Raw genomic sequence first — 21276 nt, forward strand, 5'->3', positions numbered from 1 at the left:
AGGCGTGGGGCCTTTAGCTGTTGGAGAGTGTTATGAACTCGCTCTTTTCATCCACGGTCAAATCGGGGCTTGTCGCCCTGGGCATCGTTTCAGGCATCACGGCGCCATCCGCTGCCGGACCGATCATGCAACCGGACCTGTCGCTTCCCACAAGCACGGCGGCGCCGACGGTCACGCCGGTCCGCGAAGAATGGGCGGGCGGTAATGACCGCCAATTCTCCAACGACAATTGGAGATGGCGCCGGTCAGGCAATTGGAACGGTGGTCGGCGCTGGAATGGTGGGGGCAACTGGAACGGTGGGGGCAACTGGAACCGCGGAAACTGGAATCGTGGAAACTGGGACCGCGGCGATGACTGGCGTTGGCGTCGCCATCATCACCGCTCCTATGATGACAGTGCGGGTGCCGCGATCCTTGGCCTTGGCCTGGGGCTTGGCCTCGGCAGCATGTACAACAACTACAACAACTACGATTACTATGCGCCAGCACCGCGCCGCTACTACCGCGCCGGGCGGCTTTCGAATGCCCATGTCCGGTGGTGCTATAACCGCTACCGGTCGTATCGCGCCTGGGACAACACGTTCCAGCCCTATGGCGGCCCGCGCCAGCAATGCTGGTCGCCCTATAGCTGAGCAGCAGTAAACGTAGCTAAAATGAAAACGGCGCCCTGGTGGCGCCGTTTTGCTCTGATCAAGAAGAACGGATTTCGCTCAGTTCTTGGCCTTGTCGACCAGCTTGTTCTTCGAAATCCACGGCATCATCGCGCGGAGTTTCGCACCAACCTCTTCGATCTGATGGCTGTCGTTCATGCGGCGGATGCCCTTGAAGCGCGACAGGCCGGCGCGGTATTCCTGCATCCATTCCGAGGTGAACTTGCCGGTCTGGATGTCCTTCAGCACGCGCTTCATCTCGGCCTTGGTCTCGGCGGTGATGATGCGCGGGCCCGAGACATACTCGCCCCATTCGGCGGTGTTCGAGATCGAGTAGTTCATGTTGGCGATGCCGCCTTCATAGATCAGGTCGACGATGAGCTTGACCTCGTGCAGGCACTCGAAATAGGCCATTTCCGGCGCGTAGCCGGCTTCCACCAGCGTCTCGAAACCGGCGCGGATCAGTTCGACCAGGCCGCCGCACAGCACGACCTGCTCGCCGAACAGATCGGTCTCGCATTCCTCGCGGAAATTGGTCTCGATGATGCCCGAACGGCCGCCGCCGACGCCGCAAGCGTAGGACAGCGCCAGGTCGAGCGCATTGCCCGAGGCGTCCTGGTTGACGGCGACCAGGCAAGGCACGCCGCCGCCCTTCTGGTATTCGCCGCGCACCGTGTGGCCCGGGCCCTTCGGCGCGATCATGACGACGTCGACGGTCGACTTCGGCTCGATCAAGCCGAAATGCACGTTGAGGCCGTGGGCGAAGGCTATCGCCGCGCCGTCGCGGATGTTCGGCGCGATCTCGTTCTTGTAGATGTCGGCCTGCAATTCGTCGGGCGTCGCCATCATCATCAGGTCGGCCCATTTGGCGGCGTCCGCCACGCTCATCACCTTGAGCCCGTCGGCTTCGACCTTCTTGGCGGTCGCAGAGCCAGCCTTGAGACCGATGGCGATTTCCTTGGCGCCGGAATCCTTGAGGTTGAGCGCATGCGCCCTGCCCTGGCTGCCATAGCCGATGATGGCGACCTTCTTGCCTTTGATCAGGTTGAGATCGGCATCACGATCGTAATAGACGCGCATTTTTACTTCCTTCCCGTTTCTTGAATCAGAGGCCCTGCGGCCCGGTTTTTGCTCCGAAAAGAGCGAGAAACTGCTGCGTCGCCCGCACGGCATCGCCGCCGATCGTCGCCTCAGTCAATTCCAGCCGGTCGCCGAGCAGCAGACGGATCTGCACGTCACGGGCGACCAGCCCGAAAAAGGTACGGAATGCCGTCTCGGCATCCGCGAAATCGAGAAGCCCGGCCTGGCGCCCGGCCTCGAGCACCGGCTTCAGCCGCCTGGCCAGCGCGAAGCGGCCATTCTCCAGCACGACGGCGCCGAGGTTGTCCTTGCCCGAGCCGGCATGACCGACCGCCACCCGGTTGAGTGCGATCGAGGTGTCGCTGGAAATCACCTTCAGCCAGTCGGAAGCAAAACGCTCGAGGCTTGCCGTCAACGAGCCAAGGTCGAGCCCCTTGCCGTCGACTGGAGCCACGCGCACCTTGGAGGCCTGCCACTGCACGGTTGCCGTCAACAGCCCGTCGCGGTCGCCGAACCATTTGTAGAGCGTTTCCTTGGAGCAACTGGCCCGCCGCGCCACGGCGGTCATGGTCAGCTGATCGCCCTCCTCGACCAACAGCCGCAACGCCGCATCCAGAACGGCCTTCTGCCGCTCCGTCAGCGTCTCGCTGGTGTCGATGTCAGGCACGATGTGCAACACGCTCTTCCCTCGCGGACAGGCAAGCCGATGATTCCGGCAAGCCGTACCGTACGTTACGGTTCGGCATATTGCGCAATCCGTCCTGGCGCGCAAGGGGGCGGTGCGGAAAAAGATCCTGGGCCGCGAGCGCCAGCGCTGTCATTGAGGCGTCGCGGCACAGCGGCCAGGATCAGTCAAGGACGGGCGGATCACGCAGCCGGCCGAGCAGCGCCGACATCATCTTCAGCTCATCCGCTGAAAGTTTGGCGCCAACCAGTTCGGCGATTGACCGTCCGTAGATGGCCCACATCCGGCGGCGCGTCTCGCGCCCCTTGGCCGTGATACGGATGGTCTGGCCGCGACCATCATCGGCCACCGGCAGCTTCTCGACCAGACCGTCGGCTTCGAGCCGGGCCAGCAGCCGCGAGATGTTGTACTGCGCAAACAGGGTGCGCTCGATCAATTGAAACGGCCGCAGGCCACCCTCGCCCGCCTCGGCGAGCTCGTGCAGCACGTCGTACCAGGCGAGCGGCGGCAGGCCGCTTTCCTTCAGCGTGTCTTCGGCACGTTCCACCAGTTGACGCGAAACGCGCATCAGACGGGCCCAAGCCGTGATGGCTTCCGGCGAAGGCGTGGCTTTCTCGGTCATGGCCCACCTTAGGCGATAGATGCAGATGCATCAAGCTTGACGATAAATGCATTTGCATCTATATGAATGCAATTGCATCAACATCGAAAGGCAAGCCGATGAAACACGAAATCTGCAAGGTCGCCGACGTCCCTGAGAGGGGCAGCCTGATCGCCCCGTTCTTCGGCCGCGAGGTCCATGTCTGGCGCAGCGGCGGGCGCATCCGCGCAGCCGCCAATGCCTGTCTGCATTTCGGCGGACCGTTGGACTGCAAGGATGGCAAGCTGGTCTGCCAATGGCACGGCGCCGCCTTCGACATGACATCGGGCGATCGCCTCGACGGCCCAGCCCCCAGGAATTCCCGCCTGATGTTCCTGTCGACGCGCGTCGAAAACGGCGCGCTGAACTATGTCTGGGGAGAGTGAGATGACCGACAAGCTCATCCTCGTCAGCCACCCTCTCTGCCCCTATGTCCAGCGCGCGGCGATCTCTCTGACCGAGAAAGGCGTGCCGTTCGAGCGCATCGACATCGACCTTGCCGACAAGCCGGATTGGTTCAAGGCGATCTCGCCGCTCGGCAAGGTGCCGCTGTTGCGCGTGCAGCGAAATGGCGACGAAACGACAATCTTCGAATCCGCCGTCATCCTCGAATTCCTCGAGGAGACACAGGCCAATCCCCTCCACCCGGCCGACCCCTATGCCCGTGCCCGGCATCGCGCCTGGATCGAATACGGTTCGGCCATCCTCAACGCCATCGGCCGGCTCTACTCAGCGCCGACCGAAGCCGGCTTCCTGGCCGAATCCCGCGCGCTGACGGGGATGTTTGACCGCCTTGAGGCCGAACTGGCGGACGATGCCTTGCGGAGCGGGCCATGGTTCGCCGGCGACCGCTTCTCGCTCGTCGATGCGGTGCACGGGCCTGTCTTCAGATATCTCGACGCTTTCGACCGGATCGGCGATTTCAGCATTCTGGATGGTAAGCCGCGCGTCCAGGCCTGGCGGCAGGCGTTGAATGATCGTCCGTCGATCAGACACGCCGTCGCGCCGGATTATCCGCAGCGCCTCCATGCTTTCCTGCAAGCAAAGGGATCCTTTCTGTCGAGCCTTATCCGCCGAAACGATCCGGCCACTGCGCTTCGACAAGCCCTGCCCGCCTGAACGGATCGATCACCGTGCCGGCGACCATCGAGGCCAGAAACTGCGGTGCCGGCGGAATCTTTGCGATGGTCGCCACCAGCCTGTCGCGGATGAAGGGCAGCGCCGCGGAATCCGACTGGTAGAACGGCGTGAACGCCAATGACAGCGCCTGGAAGACACGCACATGCCAGCGCCGCGCCCTGGCATAGGCTTCGAGCGCTGCCTCGATGCTCTGCGTGCGCGCCAGCGCGTGGCTGAGTGCGGCAGCGTCTAGCAGTGCCATATTGGCCCCTTGCCCGAGCTGCGGGCTGGTCGAATGCGCGGCATCGCCGATGACGGCTAGCCTGCGGCCAACCGGCAGCTCCATCGTATGGTGGCCGTAGCGCGCCAGCGACAGCTGGTCGAAACTGTCGATCTGGCTGGTGAACGCCTCGCTTTGCGGCCACAGCCGCACCACCCTCTCCTTCCAGGCGTCGATGCCGACAGCGCGCACCGCGTCGGCATCATCAGGCTTCAGGCTCCAGAAGAAGGCCGCCATCTTTTCGGCGCCCGGTTCAGGCCTGCCGATCGGCAGCACCCCGATCATCACGCTGGCCCTGTCGTAGCGCTGCAGCAGCGCGTGTTCGTCAAAGCCTTCGCCACGCCAGCCGAGCGATGCCCAGAAGGCGCCATATGCGAGTGGCCGTGGCGCGCCTGCATTGGCCACGCCCTGCCGCAGTTTCGAGCGCGAACCGCTGGCGTCGACGACCAGGTCGAACGGCCCTGCCCTTCGTCCATTGCCACAAAGCAGAACCGCCCGTTCGCCGGTTTCCACCGTCTCGATTTCGACGCCGGTCTCGATGGCGATGGCCTCACGCCCGGCGGCGCGGAAAAGCACGCCGAACAGCGCCGCACGGTGCACGGCCAGGCCGAAACGGCGGCGGCGCTGGGCGTCGTAGCGGACGTCGAGCACGGTGCGGCCGGTCGAGGCATCGGCGCCATGCAGCCGGTCGATGCGGGCGCCGAGCGCCAGTATATCGTCGAGCAGTCCGAGATCGGCCAGAACGGTCAAGCCGGTCGGCTGCAGGATCAGCCCGGAACCGACAGGCTTCGGCTCGTTGAAGCGCTCGAAAATGGTGACCCTGTGGCCGGCACGCTTGAGATAGAGCGCCACGGCCAACCCCGCCGGACCGGCGCCCGCAATTGCGATGTCGTAGGAAATGCCGATGCCCCCAAGCCGAACTGGCCGGGACAATCCTTCAGCCGCCGGATGAAATCAAGTCGCTGCCCCGGACGCTGCCCGGCCGCTCAAGTCTGCGCTGCGTCGAAACCGGCACGTGCCTCGCGCACCGCATCGTGGTTGAGTTCGGCCCATTGGATGAGATGATGCAGGGCGCCGAACATAGAGCGTCCGAGATCGGTGAGGCTGTATTCGACGCTGGGCGGCTTGGTCGGGAACACTTCGCGACGCACATAGCCGTCGCGCTGCAGGTCGTGGAGCGTCTGGGTCAGCATGCGCTGCGAGATGTCGGGCACCAGCCGCCGCAATTCCCCGAAGCGATAGGGCTGCTCGGCCAGCGCCGCCATCAGCAGCGAACTCCATTTGCCGTTGAGCCCCTGGATGACCTCGCGGACCGGGCAATCGGCAAGGTTTCCGCCGCCGGTCATGGCCTTGTAGACGTCGAGTTTGGATCTCAGATTGACGATCCGGCTGTCCATGGCTGGTTCCCTGCATGTGCCTACCTCCCGAAAAACTGCCTTCTTTACGGCGCCGGGTCAATTCCTATTTTAGCGCTGGTCTCTTTTTGAGACCAATGTACGCACTCGCCGCTTGGCGCAACGACAGGACCTCCCAATGACCGAAACCCTTCTCGTCACCGGTGCTGCCGGCCAGCTCGGCCGCGGCGTCATCCGCTATCTCATGGACACGCATAAAGTTCCGCCGGCAAAGATTATCGCCACCACCCGCAATCCGGAAAACGTGGCCGATCTGGCGGCGCGTGGCGTCGTTGTCAGGGCCGCCGACTTCAACGACGCAACCTCGCTGGAAAACGCATTCAAGGGCGCCGACAGGGTGCTGATCATTTCGACCAGCGATCTCGATCTCAAGACCGGCAGACGCCTGAAGCAGCATGAGGCCGCGGTGGCCGCTGCGAAGAAAGCAGGCGTTTCACATTTGCTCTACACCTCGATGCCCAATCCGGAGCCTGTTTCGCCAGTGCTGTTTGCCGGCGACCACTACGGCACTGAGCAGGCGATCAAGGCCAGCGGCATCGCCTATACGATCTTCCGCAACGGCTGGTACCAGGAGAACCTGTTCATAGCCCTGCCGCACGCCATTGCGTCGGGACAGTGGTACACGTCGGCGGGCGATGGCCGCATCGCCCATGGCTCACGCGACGACATGGCCGCGGCCATCGCCGCGGGCCTCGCCTCCGGTTCGACCGACAGCAAGACCTACACGCTGACCGGCCCGCAGGCCTATACGACAGCCGAAATCGCCGCCCTGGTGAGCGAAGTCACCGGCAAGCCGCTGGAGGTCATTCAGCTGCCCGACGAGGCCCTGACGGAAGGCGTGAAGGCGGCCGGCGTTCCTGAGGAGTTCGCTCGCGTCATCGTGTCTTTCGACGCCAACACGCGGTCCGGCCGCATCGCCATGGCGACTGACGCGGTCGAAACGCTTTCCGGCAGGAAGCCGCGGACGCTGAAGCAGTTCCTCGAAGCCAACAAGGCCGCACTGGCTGGTTGAAACGAGAACAATTCCAGGAAAGCTAGAGCGGCGGGAGATCTTCCTGCCGCCGCTCTACTTCTTGAGCAGGCCGAGCCGGACCAGGCTCTCGCCGGTGGCGGCCAGTGCGTCCTCGCACGAGCGTGGCGCCCAGCCGAGCCCACGCACCGCCTTGGCGTTGCTGGCATTCTTGACCTTGCCCAGCTCCGTCACCAGCTGCGCGGCTTCGGGATTGAACAGCCCCATGATCCGCACCAGCCAATCGGGAAGCTCACGCGTCGTGACGCGCGCCGCCGCATCGCCGAGCCGCGTTTTCAAGGTCTGCGCGATTTCCCGCACGGTCATGAAATCCCCCGATACCGCCAGGAAGCGCTCGCCTTTGGCGGCCGGATTGGTCATGGCACGCACATGCGGGTCCGCCACGTCGCGTGCATCGACCACGCCGAAGGACAGACGCGGCAGCCCCGGCATGGCACCGTTCATCATGCGCTGGACGAATTCGGTGGAGGCCGAATGGTCGGAGCCGAGCACAGGCCCGAAATGCTCATGAGGTCGGCCATGGCAAAAGAAAGCCTGTCGCCAGGCTCGACGCCACCGGCCTTGAGCATGGCCAGAACATCGGCTTCACGCTTGGCGGAGCGCACCGTGGTGCGCACGCGGTGGCCCGCGTTCAGCAGGGCAAGGACACAGTGCGCGCCGAGGAAGCCAGATCCGCCGGTGACAAGCAAGGCGATCGAGCTTGTCAGATCGCCACCTGCGTGCCGATCTCTACCACACGCCCGGTAGGGATCTGGAAATACTCGGTCGCGTCGGCCGCCGTACGCGCCAGCCCGATGAACAGTCGGTCCTGCCACACCGGCATGCCGGAATTGGGCGAAGCCTTGAGCGAACGCCGCGACAGGAAGAACGACGTCGTCATGATGTCGAACTTCCAGCCCTGCTTGCGGCAGATCGCCAGCGCGCGCGGAATGTTGGGCTGTTCCATGTAGCCGAAAGTCAGCGTCACCCGCATGAACAGCTCGTTGACCGTCTCCATCTTGACCCGGTCGCTGTCGGGCACCACCGGCTGTGGCGCAGTCACCACCGAAAGGATGACGTTCTGCTCATGCAGCACCTTGTAGTGCTTCAGGCTGTGCATCAGCGCTGTCGGTGCACTCAAGGGATCGCTGGTCAGGAACACCGCGGTGCCGGATACAAGCTGCGGCTTCTTCTTCAACAGATTGCCGGCGAGGAAATCGAGCGGGATCTCGTTGCGGCGGGTCTTGTCGAACAGATAGCGGCTGCCGCGCACCCAGGTCCACATACCCAGCACGATTGTGAAGGCCACCAGCAATGACGCCCAGCCGCCTTCGAACACCTTGACGATGTTGGAAGCGAAGAAGCCGATATCGATGAAGGCAAACAGCACCGTCAAGCTGATCGCAACCCAGAGCCGCCATTTCCAGATGCGGGTCATCACGACATAGAGCAGCACCGTCGTCACCAGCATGTTGCCGGTCACCGAGATGCCATAGGCAGAGGCGAGCTTGCTGGACTCGCCGAAGCCGACCACCAGCATCATCACCACCAATGCCAGCAGAAGGTTGACACGCGGCATGTAGATCTGGCCGGACTGTTTTTCCGAGGTGTGCAGGATTTCGAGGCGCGGCAGCATGTTGAGCTGCACTGCCTGCCTGGTCAGCGAGAAGGCACCCGAAATCACAGCCTGACTGGCGATGACCGTCGCGGCGGTCGCCAGCACCACCATCGGGATCAGTGCCCAGCCCTCGTTCATCTCGAAGAACGGATGACCGACGACGCCATTCTTGGCCAGCACGAAGGCGCCCTGCCCGGCATAGTTCAGCAGCAGACAGGGAAACACGATCGACAGCCAGGCAAGCACGATGGGCTTGCGTCCGAAATGGCCGAGATCGGCATAAAGCGCCTCGGCGCCGGTGACAGCCAGGAAGATGGCGCCGATGGTGACGAAGGCGACGTCGGGCGAATGAATCAGGAAGGCGACGATGTAGTGCGGGCTGATCGCCCAAAGGATTTCCGGATCGGCGATGATGTGCTTGAGGCCCGAAAGACCGATCGCCAGGAACCAGACCGCGGTCACCGGACCGAAGACCAGTCCCACACCGCCCGTGCCGAAACGTTGCACCGCGAACACCACGGCGAGAATCACAAGTGTCAGCGGCACGACATAGGGCTGGAAGGTGGGGGTGACGACATTCATGCCTTCGACCGCCGACAGCACCGAAATCGCCGGCGTGATGACCGCATCGCCGAAAAACAGCGAGGCGCCGACAATGCCGATGCCCAGGATCACCGCCGAGCGCTTCGGGAAACTGCCGCGCGCCAGCGCCATCAGCGACAGCACGCCGCCCTCACCGCGGTTGTCGGCGCGCAGCACGAACATGATGTATTTGATGGTGACGATGATCGTCAGCGACCAGATGATCAGCGACAGCACGCCAAGGATATCGCCGCGTTGCGCGACGGTGCCGTGAGACGACGCCACCAGCGCCTCGCGAAAGGCATAGATCGGGCTGGTGCCGATATCGCCGTAGACAACGCCCAGCGCGCCCAGCATCAGCACCTTGGTGCTATGCTGTTCGATTTCCGGATGGCTCGACTGTTCGACGGGTTCTGCCTCACTACCAGTGTTGGCAAGGGCCATGGACGACACTCCGATAAGCGCGCGGTGCTCTACGCTTGCTGCAATGCAATATCAAGTGCCGTAGCGTGATGGCTCCCATGTTGGCAACGCTAGGCTCCTTGGGAAATGGCCGTAATCCAATGGTCGCGGGCTGAATTCGCGGCCGTGGGGCATGGAGGGCGCCCATAAAAGCTGCCATATCCGCCTTTAGATAGCGACTTGCGTGCCGATTTCCACGACACGTCCGGTCGGGATCTGGAAATATTCGGTTGCATCGGCCGCCGTGCGGGCCAGGCCGATGAACAGCCTGTCCTGCCACACCGGCATGCCGGAATTGGGCGAGGCCTTGAGCGAACGCCGCGACAGGAAAAACGATGTCGTCATGATGTCGAACTTCCAGCCCCGCTTGCGGCAGATCGCCAGCGCGCGCGGAATGTTGGGCTGTTCCATATAGCCGAAGGTCAGCGTCACCCGCATGAACAGGTCGTTGACCGTCTCCATCTTGACCCGGTCGCTGTCTGATACCACCGGCTGTGGCGCCGTCACCACCGAAAGGATGACGTTCTGCTCATGCAGCACCTTGTAGTGCTTCAGGCTGTGCATCAGCGCTGTCGGTGCACTCAAGGGATCGCTGGTCAGGAACACAGCCGTGCCTGGCACCAGGTGCGGCTTCTTCTTCAACAGATTGGCGGCAAGAAAATCGAGCGGGATTTCGTTGCGGCGGGTCTTGTCGAACAGATAGCGCGTGCCGCGTATCCAGGTCCACATGATCAGCCCCATCAGGCAGGCAACCGTGATCGATACCCAGCCGCCTTCGAATATCTTTACGATGTTTGCCAGGAAGAAGCCGCTGTCGATGATGCCGAACAGCAATGTCAGCGGCAGCGCGACCGCCAGCCTCCATTTCCACAGCTTGCGCATGACGACGAACAAAAGGATCGTCGTCATCAGCATTTCGCCGGTCACCGAGATGCCGTAGGCGGAAGCCAGCGAACTCGAACTGCCGAAACCGACGACCAGCAGCATCACCCCCAGAGCGACGAGCAGATTGATGCGGGGCATGTAGATCTGGCCGAGTTGCATTTCGGACGTATGCTGCACCTCTATGCGTGGCAGAAGGTTGAGCTGCACTGCCTGGCGGGTCAGCGAAAAAGCACCTGATATGACTGCCTGGCTAGCGATGACGGTTGCGGCCGTCGCCAGCCCCACCATCGGCATCAGTGCCCAGTCGGGCAGCATCTGGAAGAATGGATTGGTCGGCCTCCCGCCATTGGCCAGCACAAAAGCACCTTGCCCGAAATAGTTGAGCAGCAGGCATGGGAAAACCACGGAAAACCACGCCAACACGATAGGCTTGCGCCCAAAATGGCCGAGATCGACATAAAGTGCCTCGGCCCCGGTCACCGCCAGGAACACCGCGCCGACAGTGACAAAGGCGGCCGTGGGTGTGCTGGCGAGATAGGTGACCGCGTAATAGGGATTGATGGCCAGCAGGATCGATGGATCGTCCAACAGGTGATAGAGCCCTGCTACGCCGATAGCCAGGAACCATAGTGCGGTCACCGGCCCGAACACCGCCGCCACCTTTCCCGTGCCGAAGCGCTGCACCGAGAACAGAATGGCCAGGATGAGCAGCGTGATCGGCACGACGTAGGGGTCCAGTGTCGGCGTCACCACCCTGAGGCCTTCGACCGCCGACAGCACGGAGATGGCCGGCGTTATGATCGAATCGCCGAAAAACAACGCCGCGCCGCAAAGGCCGATTGCCAGAATAAGTCGCGCACCTTTGGGATAGGCGGTTCGCGCCAGCGACATCAGCGACAACGTACCGCCTTCGCCCTTATTGTCGGCGCGAAGTACGAAGGCGACATATTTTATCGTCACGATGATCGTTAGCGCCCAGACGATCAGCGACAGTACACCAAGCACCTGAGCGCGCGTATCGATACCGGGCGAAGCGTGAAGCGCCTCACGGAAAGCGTAGATCGGACTGGTGCCGATATCGCCATAGACAACGCCGAGCGCACCCAGCATAAGAACTTTGGTGCTGTGCTGTTCGGCCCCGGAATGGCTCGATTGCTCGACGGTTTCGGCCTCGCTATCGCGACTGGCAAGGTCCATAGACCACTCCCCGACGAGCGCGCGGTGCTTCACGCATGCTACGATGCGATGTCAGTTGCACGCTATGGCTGCCATACCTGCAAGGCGAAACTCTACCCTTACCAACCGCAGGCCCTGAGAAACCGCCCCACCGTGCCGGCCATGCCATACTCCAACGCGTCGGCTGTCAACCCATGTCCGATTGACACTTCGGCCAATGCCGGAATGCGCTTGGCCAGGGCCGGCAGATTGCCCACCGTCAGATCGTGCCCGGCATTGACCTGGAGGCCGGCGGCGAATGCCGCGTCGGCTGTTTTCCCCAATCTTTCCAGTTCTTTGTCGGCTTTTGCGGAATCGGAATGGTAGCTGCCATAAGGGCCGGTATAGAGCTCGATCCGGTCGGCGCCGGTGTCTCGCGCGGCTGTCATGCCGGCGGGATCGGCGTCGGAAAACAGCGACACCCTGAAGCCGCCCTTCTTCAGGCGCCTGACGATCGGTGTCAGCAACGCCGCATCGGCGACGAAGTTCCAGCCATGGTCGGAGGTTGCCTGCGCCGGATCATCGGGAACCAGCGTCACCTGTTCGGGCTGATGCTTTTCCACAAGCGCCAGGAAATCCTCGCTCGGGTAGCCCTCGATATTGAATTCCGCCTGCGGGAACTCATCGTCGATCAGCGCCCGGATTTCGGGCAGGTCGGAATGCCGCGTGTGACGCTCGTCGGGACGCGGATGCACGGTCAGCCCATGCGCACCGGCGGCAAGCGCAAGCCGGCCGATGCCGGTGACGCTGGGCCATGGCAGGTCGCGCCGGTTGCGCAGCATGGCGATGGCGTTGAGGTTGACGGAAAGCTTTGCGGGCATGTCTGGCGTCCGTGAAATCAGGCGGTTAGCGGCGCACCATGGCCACACGTTAAGCCGCAGCGCGCTCTGGATTGGGCATCTATAGCGCCTTTGATGGGAACAGATAGGGGTTTCCGGTGTTCCAGAAGACCAACGCGTTCCGCCAAAGGAGGCACAACCCGTGAATTTCCTGCAATCCGTGCCGACGATCCGTCGCATCGACACCGATCGCGACGACCTGTTCGCCATCGACGTTGTCGGTCATGTCTCGGCGGCCGATGCGGAAAACATGTTCGGTCTGCTGGAGGCGGCCTATGCGCTCCATCAGCGAATCGACGTGGCCGTGCGCATCGTCGATCACGACGGTGTCGACTGGGCCAACGTTTCCGACGAGACCCTCAAGCTGGGCGCCGCCCATGCACTCGAGCATATAGGCCGCTGCGCGGCGATCGGCATGCCGGACTGGACAGCGGACGCGCGACACGCCTTGCCCACGTCGTCGCCCATCGAATTCCGCCATTTCGACGCCGAGGATGAAGCCGAGGCCTGGGAATGGCTTGGGGTCCGGCACGTCGGCGTGCGAGAAACGCCGTCGTCGTAACTCTATCTGACGATGGTCAATCGCTCGGCAGCTCGCGTGATCGCGGTATAGAGCCAGCGCTGGCGCGTTTCCTTGAAGGCCCAGCTTTCATCGAACAGCACGATTTCGTTCCACTGCGAGCCCTGCGCCTTGTGCACGGTCAAGGCATAGCCGTAGTCGAAATCATCAAAACGCTTCTTCTGCTGCCAGGGGATATCGGCGTCGGGATCCTCGAACGCCGCCTTGAGCAGCTTGATCTTGGCGACTCCGCGGTCGGGATCGTCCTCTTCCGGCGACACAAGAAGATTGATGCCCGGCTTCACCGTCTCGCGGGACGAGGTCATCACCTTCCACAAGGAGCCGTTGAGCAGCCCCTTGGCGGGATCGTTGCGCAGGCAGACCAGCTTGTCGCCGGCCTGGGGATAGTCGGCATTGAAGCCCTTCAGCTCGCGCAGGCGCTGATTGTAGCGGCGGCGGGTGCGATTGGTGCCGACCAGCACCTGGTCGGCCTTCAGCACCAGTTCCTGGGTGACGTCTTCCTTGCCGATCACCTGCGCCGTGCCATAGTCGCCGCGCATGAATTCGCGGCCTTCGCGCACGTCGAGCGCCAGCCGCAGGATCGGGTTGTCGCGCGCCTGCCGGTGGATCTCGGTGAGCAGGAAGTCGGGCTCGTGATCGGTGAAGAAGCCACCGCCCGAGATCGGCGGCAGCTGGCCGGGATCGCCCAGCACCAGGATCGGCGTGCCGAAACTCATCAGGTCGCGGCCGAGCTGCTCGTCGACCATCGAACATTCGTCGATGACGACCAGTTTCGCACGCGAGATCGGGCTCTGCCGGTTGAGCGAAAAAGTCGGCGACATCGAGGTCTTGCCGGTCACCTCGTCTTCCACTGATTCCTCACCCTTGGGCCTGTAGATCAGCGAGTGGATGGTGCGGGCATTGACCGCCCCCTTGGAGCGCAGCACTTGTGCGGCCTTGCCGGTGAAGGCTGCGAACTGCACCTGACCGTCGACATGTTCGGCGAAATAGCGCGCCAGCGTCGTCTTGCCGGTGCCGGCATAGCCGAACAGCCTGAACAGCTGCGGCTTGCCGGCCTGCAGCCAGCGGGCGACCGCTTGCAGCGCCTCGTCCTGTTGGGGAGAAAATTCCATCTGATCGTGTGACCGGATTCGCAAGGGAAAGACAAGACAGCCGCCACCATCATCGACACTGGCGACGGTGAACTCGCCCGCGCTTTCAGGCTATCAGGCAAAAACAAGAACGTAAAGGGAACAAGAGCTGGCCGCGCGCAATCAGCTGGTGGCGCGCGGATCGTTCTCGAGCAGGATCGGCTTGCCGTGCGGAGTGGCGTGCGCGGCGCGCTCCCAGGCCCGCGCCGTCGCATCGACGTCGGACTTGGCGGCTAGCCCCTTTGAGGCAAGCAGGCTCTCCAGCGCCGCCAGCCAATGCTCGTAATAGTCATGACCGTCGGCCGCCGCACCTGGCTTCTTCACCTCCGCCGACAGCGCATCCGCCCACTCGCTCCACGAGAACAGGCCCTTGTCGTGTAGCGCCACTGTCATGGCGAACGCCTCGGCCTGCCAGGGCTCCGCGAAAACCGGCGCGTCGAGACTCGCGGGCAAATCGGCGGTCGTCGCTTTCGCTTCACGCCGGCTCAAGATAGCTCTCCCAGGCGTCTATCGAGATGACAAGCGTCGGATCAGCCCCCTCGCCCCAGATCTCCGTGCCGTCGAAAACCACCGTATAGACCCATTGCGGATTTTCTCCTTGCCCATGCGCGTTGCTGTCGGGAAAGACGAAGCCTTCGCGCACCGCCTCGATCTTGCCTTGCCTGCCACGCGCATAGCGCGGCAGCCTTGTGTGGCCGGTCCGGTTGAAATTCTTCGTCCGCACGGCGTCGCCAGCCTTGAACCGCGCCGGCTCCGCCATCGGCCGGTTGCAGGGACCGCCCTTGGCCAGCACGGCAGGCACGTTCTCCGCCTTCAGCACCCGTTTCGGGGTGGACGCCTTGTCGATCGCCTCGCCCGCCTCGAGATCGCGCTCGCTGACGAAACCGTGGCGCTTGAGCAGGGTTTCCAGCGCCTTGATCCAGATCTGGTAATAGCTGGAGGAATAATAGTCGGCCGGATGCAGCGATTCCCGCGCGTGCCGGCTCTCATCGATGTTCCAGGCACCCATGGCGCCGGCGCAGAGCGTGACGCCGAGTGCGCGCTTTTCCCATTCGGCATGGAAGTAGGGCTCGTCCTCTTCGGGCGCGACCGGCCCGAATCCCATCTGTCCGCCGAGGTCCTGCGGCCCGTTCATGCCGGCTCTCTCGCCAGCGCCGTGCCGATCATCGCGTCACGACTCACCAGTTCGGCCAACTGCTCCTCGCTCCAGCCTTCCGTGCCTGCCGGCCGCATCGGCACGACGAGATAGCGCAGTTCCGCCGTCGAATCCCAGACGCGTATCTTGGTGGTGGCCGCCAGCGTCAGCCCGAATTCCTCGAGCACGCCGCGCGGATCGATCACCGCTCGCGACCGGTAGGGCGGCGCCTTGTACCACACCGGCGGCAGGCCGAGCACCGACCATGGATAGCAGGAGCACAGCGTGCAGACGACGAGGTTGTGCGTCTCCTCGGTGTTGAACACCGCCTGCATGTGCTCGCCCTGGCGGCCGGTATAGCTCAGCGACTCGATCGCCGCCGTCGCATCGCGCTTGAGCCAATCCGCATAGGCGGGGTCGCTCCAAGCCTTGGCCACCACCCTGGCGCCGTTGCGCGGGCCGATCTTGGTCTCGTAAGTATCGACGATGATGTCGATCGCTGCCGGATCGATCAGCCCCTTGCGGGTCAGGATGGTCTCCAGCGCCCGCACGCGGGCGGCAAACGGATCGAGTTCGTTGTCGTGGTCGTGATCATGGGACATGGCCGCAAATTACGGTTCCGCCCCGCCGGCCGCAAGCATGACGGCTTGGGCCAGCAGAAATAGCGCCTGGTGGCCGGCTATTCGGCGGCCGTCTTCTGGGGCTCGGCCGGAATGTCGTCGTTGATGCCGAACAGCGAGGGCTGTTCGGGATTCTCGACCGCAGGCAATTCGGCCTTGCGCTTCGGCATGAGCCCGACCAGCCAGCCCGAGAAATTCTCCATATAGACGTAGATCACCGGCGTCACGAACAAGGTCAGCGCCTGCGAGGCCAGCAGTCCGCCGACAACGGCAACGCCCAGCGGCTGGCGCAGTTCGGCGCTGGCGCCGGTACCGAGCGCGATCGGGAACGTGCCCATCAGCGCCGCCAGCGTCGTCATCATGATCGGCCTGAAACGCATCAGGCAGGCCTTGTGGATGGAGTCCTTGGCCGACATGCCCTCTCGTCGCAATTCAAGCGCCACGTCGACCATCATGATGCCGTTCTTCTTGACGATGCCGATCAGCATCAGAATGCCGATCACCGCGATGACGGACAGATCCATGCCGGCGAAGCGCAAGGCAACGACAGCCCCCAGCACCGCCGACGGCAGGCCGGTGAGGATGGTGAGCGGATGGATGAAGCTCTCATACAGGATGCCGAGCACGATATAGATCGTCAGGATCGCGCCGCCGATCAGCAGGCCCTGGTTGGCCAGTGAATCCTGGAAGGTCTTGGCGGTGCCGGCGAAGGACGTCGAGATCGCCGTCGGCATGCCGATCTGCTCCTTCAGCGCGCTGATGCGAGCGGTGCTGTCGCCAAGCGCCACGCCTTGCGGCAGATTGTAGGAGATGGTCACGGCCGGAAGCTGGCCGAGCTGGTTCACCGTCAGGGCGCCGGCCGTGCGATCGACGCGGGCGAAGGCGCCGAGCGGAACCAGCGAGCCGCTCGACGTCCGCATCTGGATGGCGAGCATCCGCTCGGGCGACCACTCGATCTTGGGATCGAGCTCGGTGATGACCTCGTAGCTGTCGGCCGAGCCGAAGATCGTCGAAACCTGGTCCGTGCCGAACCCGCCATAGAGAGCGGTGCGCAGCGTGTCGGTATCGATGCCGAGCTGGGCAGCCTTGTCACGATCCACCACCAGCGATGCCTGCAGCGCATTGTTCTGCAGGTCGCTGGTGACGTCGGTGAAGGTCGCATGGTCGGCCGCCATTGCGTCATTCAGTTTCTGCGCCCAGATATCGGTCTGGACGGTATCGAGGCCCTGAACCACCAACTGGTAGGCGCTGGCGGACGAGCGCGAACCCAGCCTCAGGTTCTGCACCGGCTGCATGTAGGTTTCGATACCCGGCACGCCAGCCAGTTGCTTGCGCAGATCCGCCTGCACCTTGTCGATGTCGGGTCGCTGGCTCTTGTCCTTCAACTGCACATAGAGCTGGCCCTGGTTCAGTGCATTGCCGCCGCTGCCTGCCGACCATGCCACATGCGAAACATAGGGCGAGTGGGAAAAGACGCTTGCCACCTGCCCTTGCAGCTTCACCATGGCGTCGAACGAAATGTCCTGCCGCGCGATGGTGGTGACCGAGATCTGGCTGATATCCTCTTGCGGGAAGAAGCCCTTCGGCGAGACCTCGATCAGCCATACCGACGCCGCGGCGGTGCCGATGAAGACGAGGAACACCAGGAAGGTGTGGCGCAGGCAGAAGCTCAGGACCCGGTCGTAGCCGCGCGTAACGAGGTCGTGCTTGTGGCCAGGGGCGTGCGCTTCGCGATCGGCCTTGGTAACCGACAGCAGCCGCGAGCACAGCATCGGCGTCAGCGTCAGCGACACGAACATCGATGCCAGGATGGCGACCGTCACCACCACGGCGAACTCGTTGAAGATGCGCCCGATGACACCGCCCATCAGAAGCACCGGGATGAACACGGCCACCAGCGAGATCGAGATCGAGATGATGGTGAAGCCGATTTCGCGCGCGCCCTTCAGCGACGCATCGAAGGCCGACAGCCCATCCTCCTCCATGTGACGGAAAATGTTTTCCAGCATGACGATGGCGTCGTCGACGACGAGGCCCACCGCCAGCGTCAGGCCCATCAGCGATATGTTGTCGATGGAAAAGCCGAACAGGAACATCGCCCCAAGCGTGGCGATCAGCGAGATCGGCACCGCCACGGCCGGGATGATGGTCGCCGTCACCCGGCGCAGGAACACGAAGATGACCATGACCACCAGGGCGATGGTCAACAGCAGCGTGAACTGCACGTCGTCGACCGCCTGGCGGATCGAGGTCGAACGGTCGTTGAGCAGCTTGATCTGGGCGGCGGCCGGCATCTGGTCCTGGAAGGACGGCAGCATCGCCTTGACCTTGTCGACGACGTCGACGGTGTTGGCGTCTGGCTGGCGCTGCACGGCCATGATGATCGCGCGGGTGCCGTCATACCAGCTCGCCGTCGTCGTGGTCTGCACCGAATCGACGACACGGGTCACCTCGCCCAGCCGCACCGGATGGCCGTTCTTGGTGGCGATGATGAGGTTGGAGAAGCCGGCGGCGTTGGTCAGCTGGGTGTTGGCAGTGATGGTCAGCTGCTGCTTGTTGTTCTGCAGCACGCCGAGCGGCGTATTGCTGTTGGCCGATGCGACCGCCGCCTGCAATTGATCGATCGAGATGCCGCGCGCGGCGAGCGCCGTCGGATCGATCTGGATGCGCACGGCATATTTCTGCTGGCCGAAGATCGAAACCTGCGCCACGCCGTCGATGGTCGACAGCGACGGGGAAATGACGTTCTCGGCGAAAGCATCAAGATCTGTCAGCGGAACCGTGTCGCTGACCAGCGACATCAGGAGGATCGGCGCGTCGGCCGGATTGACCTTGCGATAGCTGGGAGGCGATGTCATCTGCGGCGGCAGCGATTTCTGCGTGCGCGCGATCGCGGCCTGCACGTCCGCGGCGGCGGCATCGATATCGCGGTTGAGCACGAACTGGATGGCGATCGAGGTCTGGCCGAGCGAGTTGCTGGTCGAGATCGAATCGATGCCGGCGATGGTCGCAAACTGCTTGATCAGCGGCGTCGCCACCGATGTCGCCATGGTTTCCGGCGAGGCGCCGGGCAGCGAAGCCGAGACATTGACCACCGGGAATTCGGCGCTCGGCAGTGCTGCCACCGGCAGGAATTTGTAGGCGAACAGTCCGCCCAGCACGAGGGCGAACGACATCAGGAGAGTGGCGACGGGCCTGCGAATACAGAATTCGGAAATCATCGGGCCGCCTCGCCGGCGTTGGTTGCCTCGGCCACCTTGGGCGCGGCGGCCGCGGCGCCTTCGTGCACGGCGGCGCCATTCTTCAGCCTTGTCTGGCCTTCCGTGACTACCTTCTCGCCGGCTTTGAGGCCTTGGCTGATGGCGCTGTTTTGGCCATCCGTCAGCGCTACCTGCACCGGCCGCATCTCGACCGTGCTGTCCGGCTTGACCACATAGACGAACGGTCCCTTCTGGCTGGGCTGGACCGCGACGGTCGGAACGGAGGTCATCTGCGGCATGACGCCAGCGTCAAGAACGACATTCACATATTGGCCCGGCCACAGCGAAAGATCGGCATTGGGTATGCTCGCGCGCGTGGCGATCGTGCCCGAGGCGGTGTCGACGCTGGAATCGACGAAATCGAGCGTGCCCTTGCCGATAGCCGTCGGGTTGCCGTCCTTGGTCAGCGTCACCGCCCCTTGCTGGGGATTGGCAAGCGCCTTGTGCAACAGCGCAAGGTTGCTTTCCGGCAGGTTGAAGTTGACCTGCAACGGGTCCATCTGCGTGATGGTCACCAGCGGTGTCGAGCTACTGCTGTTGCCGTTGCTGGTGGTCACCAGATCGCCGACGGCAACGTTGACCGCACCGAGCCTGCCCGCGATCGGCGCCGTGATTGTGGCAAAGCCAAGCTGGACATTGTCCGCGTCGATCGTCGCCTTGTCGGCGTCGACAGTCGCGGCCGCCGCCTTCTGCGCGGCCACGGCCTGATCGTAGGTCTGCTGCGTGCCGGCCTGCTTGGCGACAAGGTCCTTGGCGCGCTGAAAATCGGAATTCGAACTGGCAAGCAGCGCCTGGTCCTTGGCGAGCGTGGCCTGGTCCTTGGCGAGTTGCGCCTTGAGCGCCCGGTCGTCGAGCGAGAACAGGGTGTCGCCGGCCTTCACCATCTGCCCGTCCTTGACGTCGATCGACACGATCTGGCTGGAGACCCGCGCGTTGATGCTGACCACGGCGGGTGAGGAGACGAAGCCGATGGCGTAGCGCCGGATCGGGAAGTCAGCCGTGGTCGCCGTCGCCGAAACGATCGAGGCCGAACGGGCGCCACCGCCACCGGCCCCCTGCTTGCCCCCGGCTGCCTGCTTGTCGGTTGCCGCCTTGTCCGACGCCGCGACCTGCTTGGCGCCGATGAGCTGCTCAACCTTGCCCAGCGTGTCGGGAGACAGATAGAGCCAGGCCGCGCCCGCACAGGCGACGACAAGCAATGAAGGAATGACTTTTCCACGCATCGACAAAAGGCCTCTCCGTCCGACACGCCGCAGTCAGGTGGTCGTATTCTAGCGCAATCCACGGCTCATTGCCGCGATTTCGCCGAATAGATAGGACACGCATTTGTTGGAAAAGGGCCAAAACACGGCATTACGAAGATTTAATGTGCACTGCACAATGAGTGGGCAGTGCCGTCACTGCCGCGGGCCGAAGCCCGTCGAACCGCCGGGGAACCCTATTTCAGCATTGGCCACAGCGTCGCCGCCAAGAGCACGCCCATGGCGATGTTGAACCATTTCAGCCGCACCGGATCCGACAGGAATCCCCGCAGCGCCGTGCCGAATCCTGCCCAGACCGAAACGCTCGGCAGGTTGACGATGGTAAAGGCGGTCGAGATCAGCGCCACCGACAGGAACGGGTGTTCGGCATTGGCATAGACAGCCATGGCGGTGATCGCCATCACCCAGGCTTTCGGATTGACCCACTGGAATGCCGCCGCATCGATGAAGCGCATCGGCCGCGCTTTCGTCTCACCCTTGCCGGTCAGCGAGCGCGACATGGCGATCTTCCAGGCAAGGTAGAGCAGATAGGCGCCCCCGGCGATCTTGAGTGCCGTGTGCAGCGCCGGAAACGCCGTCAACACAGCGCCAAGGCCAAGGCCGACGGCAAGCAGCAGCACCAGGAAGCCCATGCTGATGCCAAGCATGTGCGGAACGGTTCTGGCGATACCGAAATTCACCCCCGATGCCAAGAGCATCAGGTTGTTCGGCCCCGGCGTGATCGAGGTCACGAAGGCATAGACGAGCAGTGCGAGGAATGCGTCGAGTGACATGTTATCCTCCCAGATACGTCAGCATTATTGTCTCTTT

At 63.3% G+C, this 21276-nt stretch carries 20 protein-coding genes and 1 pseudogene; 5 read left to right on the forward strand and 16 right to left on the reverse strand.

Annotation, left to right across the window (positions count from 1 at the left end; genetic code table 11):
* Positions 1-32 precede the first annotated feature (32 nt).
* Positions 33-632 carry a BA14K family protein gene (locus MAFF_RS06765; protein ID WP_010910139.1) on the forward strand — a complete coding sequence of 200 codons (600 nt, stop codon included), beginning with the start codon at positions 33-35 and terminating at the stop codon, positions 630-632.
* Positions 633-710: 78 nt separating this feature from the next.
* Here the strand turns inward: MAFF_RS06765 and ilvC are convergent, their stop codons facing one another.
* From ilvC to MAFF_RS06780, 3 genes are all read right to left on the reverse strand, one after another.
* Positions 711-1730, reverse strand: coding sequence for a ketol-acid reductoisomerase (ilvC, locus tag MAFF_RS06770; RefSeq protein ID WP_010910140.1), 1020 nt, complete (start codon positions 1728-1730; stop codon positions 711-713).
* Positions 1731-1755: 25 nt separating this feature from the next.
* Positions 1756-2409 (reverse strand): TetR/AcrR family transcriptional regulator, encoded by a 654-nt coding sequence (locus MAFF_RS06775; protein WP_010910141.1) that lies wholly within the window; start codon positions 2407-2409, stop codon positions 1756-1758.
* A 169-nt stretch (positions 2410-2578) separates the two neighbouring features.
* A complete protein-coding gene (locus MAFF_RS06780; RefSeq protein ID WP_010910142.1) occupies positions 2579-3037 on the reverse strand; it encodes a MarR family winged helix-turn-helix transcriptional regulator in 459 nt (152 codons plus the stop codon).
* 98 nt (positions 3038-3135) lie between these two features.
* Between MAFF_RS06780 and MAFF_RS06785 the strand changes: the two genes are divergently transcribed.
* Both MAFF_RS06785 and MAFF_RS06790 read left to right on the forward strand, forming a co-directional pair.
* The gene (locus tag MAFF_RS06785) at positions 3136-3441 is read left to right on the forward strand and encodes a Rieske (2Fe-2S) protein (RefSeq protein ID WP_157865927.1); all 306 of its coding nucleotides are present in this window, start codon (positions 3136-3138) and stop codon (positions 3439-3441) included.
* 1 nt (position 3442) lies between these two features.
* On the forward strand, positions 3443-4174 hold the full coding sequence (locus MAFF_RS06790) for a glutathione S-transferase family protein (RefSeq protein ID WP_044547964.1): 732 nt from the start codon (positions 3443-3445) through the stop codon (positions 4172-4174).
* Here the strand turns inward: MAFF_RS06790 and MAFF_RS06795 are convergent.
* Together MAFF_RS06795 and MAFF_RS06800 are read right to left on the reverse strand one after the other, a co-directional pair.
* Positions 4122-5387 (reverse strand): FAD-dependent oxidoreductase, encoded by a 1266-nt coding sequence (locus MAFF_RS06795; RefSeq protein ID WP_010910145.1) that lies wholly within the window; start codon positions 5385-5387, stop codon positions 4122-4124. The genes MAFF_RS06790 and MAFF_RS06795 overlap by 53 nt on opposite strands.
* A 53-nt stretch (positions 5388-5440) precedes the next feature.
* Positions 5441-5851: a winged helix-turn-helix transcriptional regulator gene (locus MAFF_RS06800; protein ID WP_010910146.1), complete on the reverse strand. Its 411-nt coding sequence runs from the start codon at positions 5849-5851 to the stop codon at positions 5441-5443.
* A 136-nt stretch (positions 5852-5987) separates the two neighbouring features.
* On the opposite strand from MAFF_RS06800, the gene MAFF_RS06805 reads away from it, so the two are divergent.
* Positions 5988-6881 carry an SDR family oxidoreductase gene (locus tag MAFF_RS06805; protein WP_010910147.1) on the forward strand — a complete coding sequence of 298 codons (894 nt, stop codon included), beginning with the start codon at positions 5988-5990 and terminating at the stop codon, positions 6879-6881.
* 54 nt (positions 6882-6935) lie between these two features.
* Here MAFF_RS06805 and MAFF_RS06810 read toward each other — a convergent pair.
* The 4 genes and pseudogenes from MAFF_RS06810 to MAFF_RS06825 all read right to left on the reverse strand — a co-directional run bounded on the left by MAFF_RS06810 (position 6936) and on the right by MAFF_RS06825 (position 12461).
* Positions 6936-7594: pseudogene (locus MAFF_RS06810) on the reverse strand (NAD-dependent epimerase/dehydratase family protein).
* Positions 7595-7602: 8 nt separating this feature from the next.
* Positions 7603-9522: a potassium transporter Kup gene (locus tag MAFF_RS06815; RefSeq protein ID WP_010910149.1), complete on the reverse strand. Its 1920-nt coding sequence runs from the start codon at positions 9520-9522 to the stop codon at positions 7603-7605.
* Between the two features lie 186 nt (positions 9523-9708).
* Entirely contained in the window at positions 9709-11622 is a 1914-nt protein-coding gene (locus MAFF_RS06820) for a potassium transporter Kup (RefSeq protein ID WP_010910150.1), read from the reverse strand.
* A 98-nt stretch (positions 11623-11720) separates the two neighbouring features.
* Positions 11721-12461, reverse strand: a complete 741-nt coding sequence (locus MAFF_RS06825) for a pyridoxine 5'-phosphate synthase (protein ID WP_010910151.1) — start codon at positions 12459-12461, stop codon at positions 11721-11723.
* A 160-nt stretch (positions 12462-12621) separates the two neighbouring features.
* Here MAFF_RS06825 and MAFF_RS06830 point away from each other — a divergent pair, with 160 nt between their 5' ends.
* Positions 12622-13041, forward strand: coding sequence for an STAS/SEC14 domain-containing protein (locus MAFF_RS06830; protein ID WP_032930751.1), 420 nt, complete (start codon positions 12622-12624; stop codon positions 13039-13041).
* Between the two features lie 2 nt (positions 13042-13043).
* Here the strand turns inward: MAFF_RS06830 and MAFF_RS06835 are convergent, their stop codons facing one another.
* The 7 genes from MAFF_RS06835 to MAFF_RS06865 form a co-directional block, all read right to left on the reverse strand.
* A complete protein-coding gene (locus tag MAFF_RS06835) occupies positions 13044-14171 on the reverse strand; it encodes an ATP-dependent DNA helicase (RefSeq protein ID WP_010910153.1) in 1128 nt (375 codons plus the stop codon).
* 141 nt (positions 14172-14312) lie between these two features.
* On the reverse strand, positions 14313-14678 hold the full coding sequence (locus MAFF_RS06840; RefSeq protein WP_044547969.1) for a nitrile hydratase accessory protein: 366 nt from the start codon (positions 14676-14678) through the stop codon (positions 14313-14315).
* The gene (gene nthB, locus MAFF_RS06845; protein ID WP_010910155.1) at positions 14665-15324 is read right to left on the reverse strand and encodes a nitrile hydratase subunit beta; all 660 of its coding nucleotides are present in this window, start codon (positions 15322-15324) and stop codon (positions 14665-14667) included. Before nthB ends, MAFF_RS06840 begins: the two co-directional genes overlap by 14 nt.
* Positions 15321-15926: a nitrile hydratase subunit alpha gene (gene nthA / locus MAFF_RS06850; protein WP_010910156.1), complete on the reverse strand. Its 606-nt coding sequence runs from the start codon at positions 15924-15926 to the stop codon at positions 15321-15323. The genes nthB and nthA overlap by 4 nt, the downstream gene beginning before the upstream one ends.
* Positions 15927-16003: 77 nt before the next feature.
* On the reverse strand, positions 16004-19165 hold the full coding sequence (locus tag MAFF_RS06855; protein WP_010910157.1) for an efflux RND transporter permease subunit: 3162 nt from the start codon (positions 19163-19165) through the stop codon (positions 16004-16006).
* Positions 19162-20427: an efflux RND transporter periplasmic adaptor subunit gene (locus MAFF_RS06860; protein WP_010910158.1), complete on the reverse strand. Its 1266-nt coding sequence runs from the start codon at positions 20425-20427 to the stop codon at positions 19162-19164. The genes MAFF_RS06855 and MAFF_RS06860 overlap by 4 nt, the downstream gene beginning before the upstream one ends.
* Positions 20428-20642: 215 nt before the next feature.
* The gene (locus tag MAFF_RS06865) at positions 20643-21239 is read right to left on the reverse strand and encodes a LysE family translocator (protein ID WP_010910159.1); all 597 of its coding nucleotides are present in this window, start codon (positions 21237-21239) and stop codon (positions 20643-20645) included.
* Between the last annotated feature and the right edge of the window lie 37 nt (positions 21240-21276).

The sequence above is a fragment of the Mesorhizobium japonicum MAFF 303099 genome (assembly GCF_000009625.1).
GTDB classification, from domain to species: Bacteria; Pseudomonadota; Alphaproteobacteria; order Rhizobiales; family Rhizobiaceae; genus Mesorhizobium; species Mesorhizobium japonicum.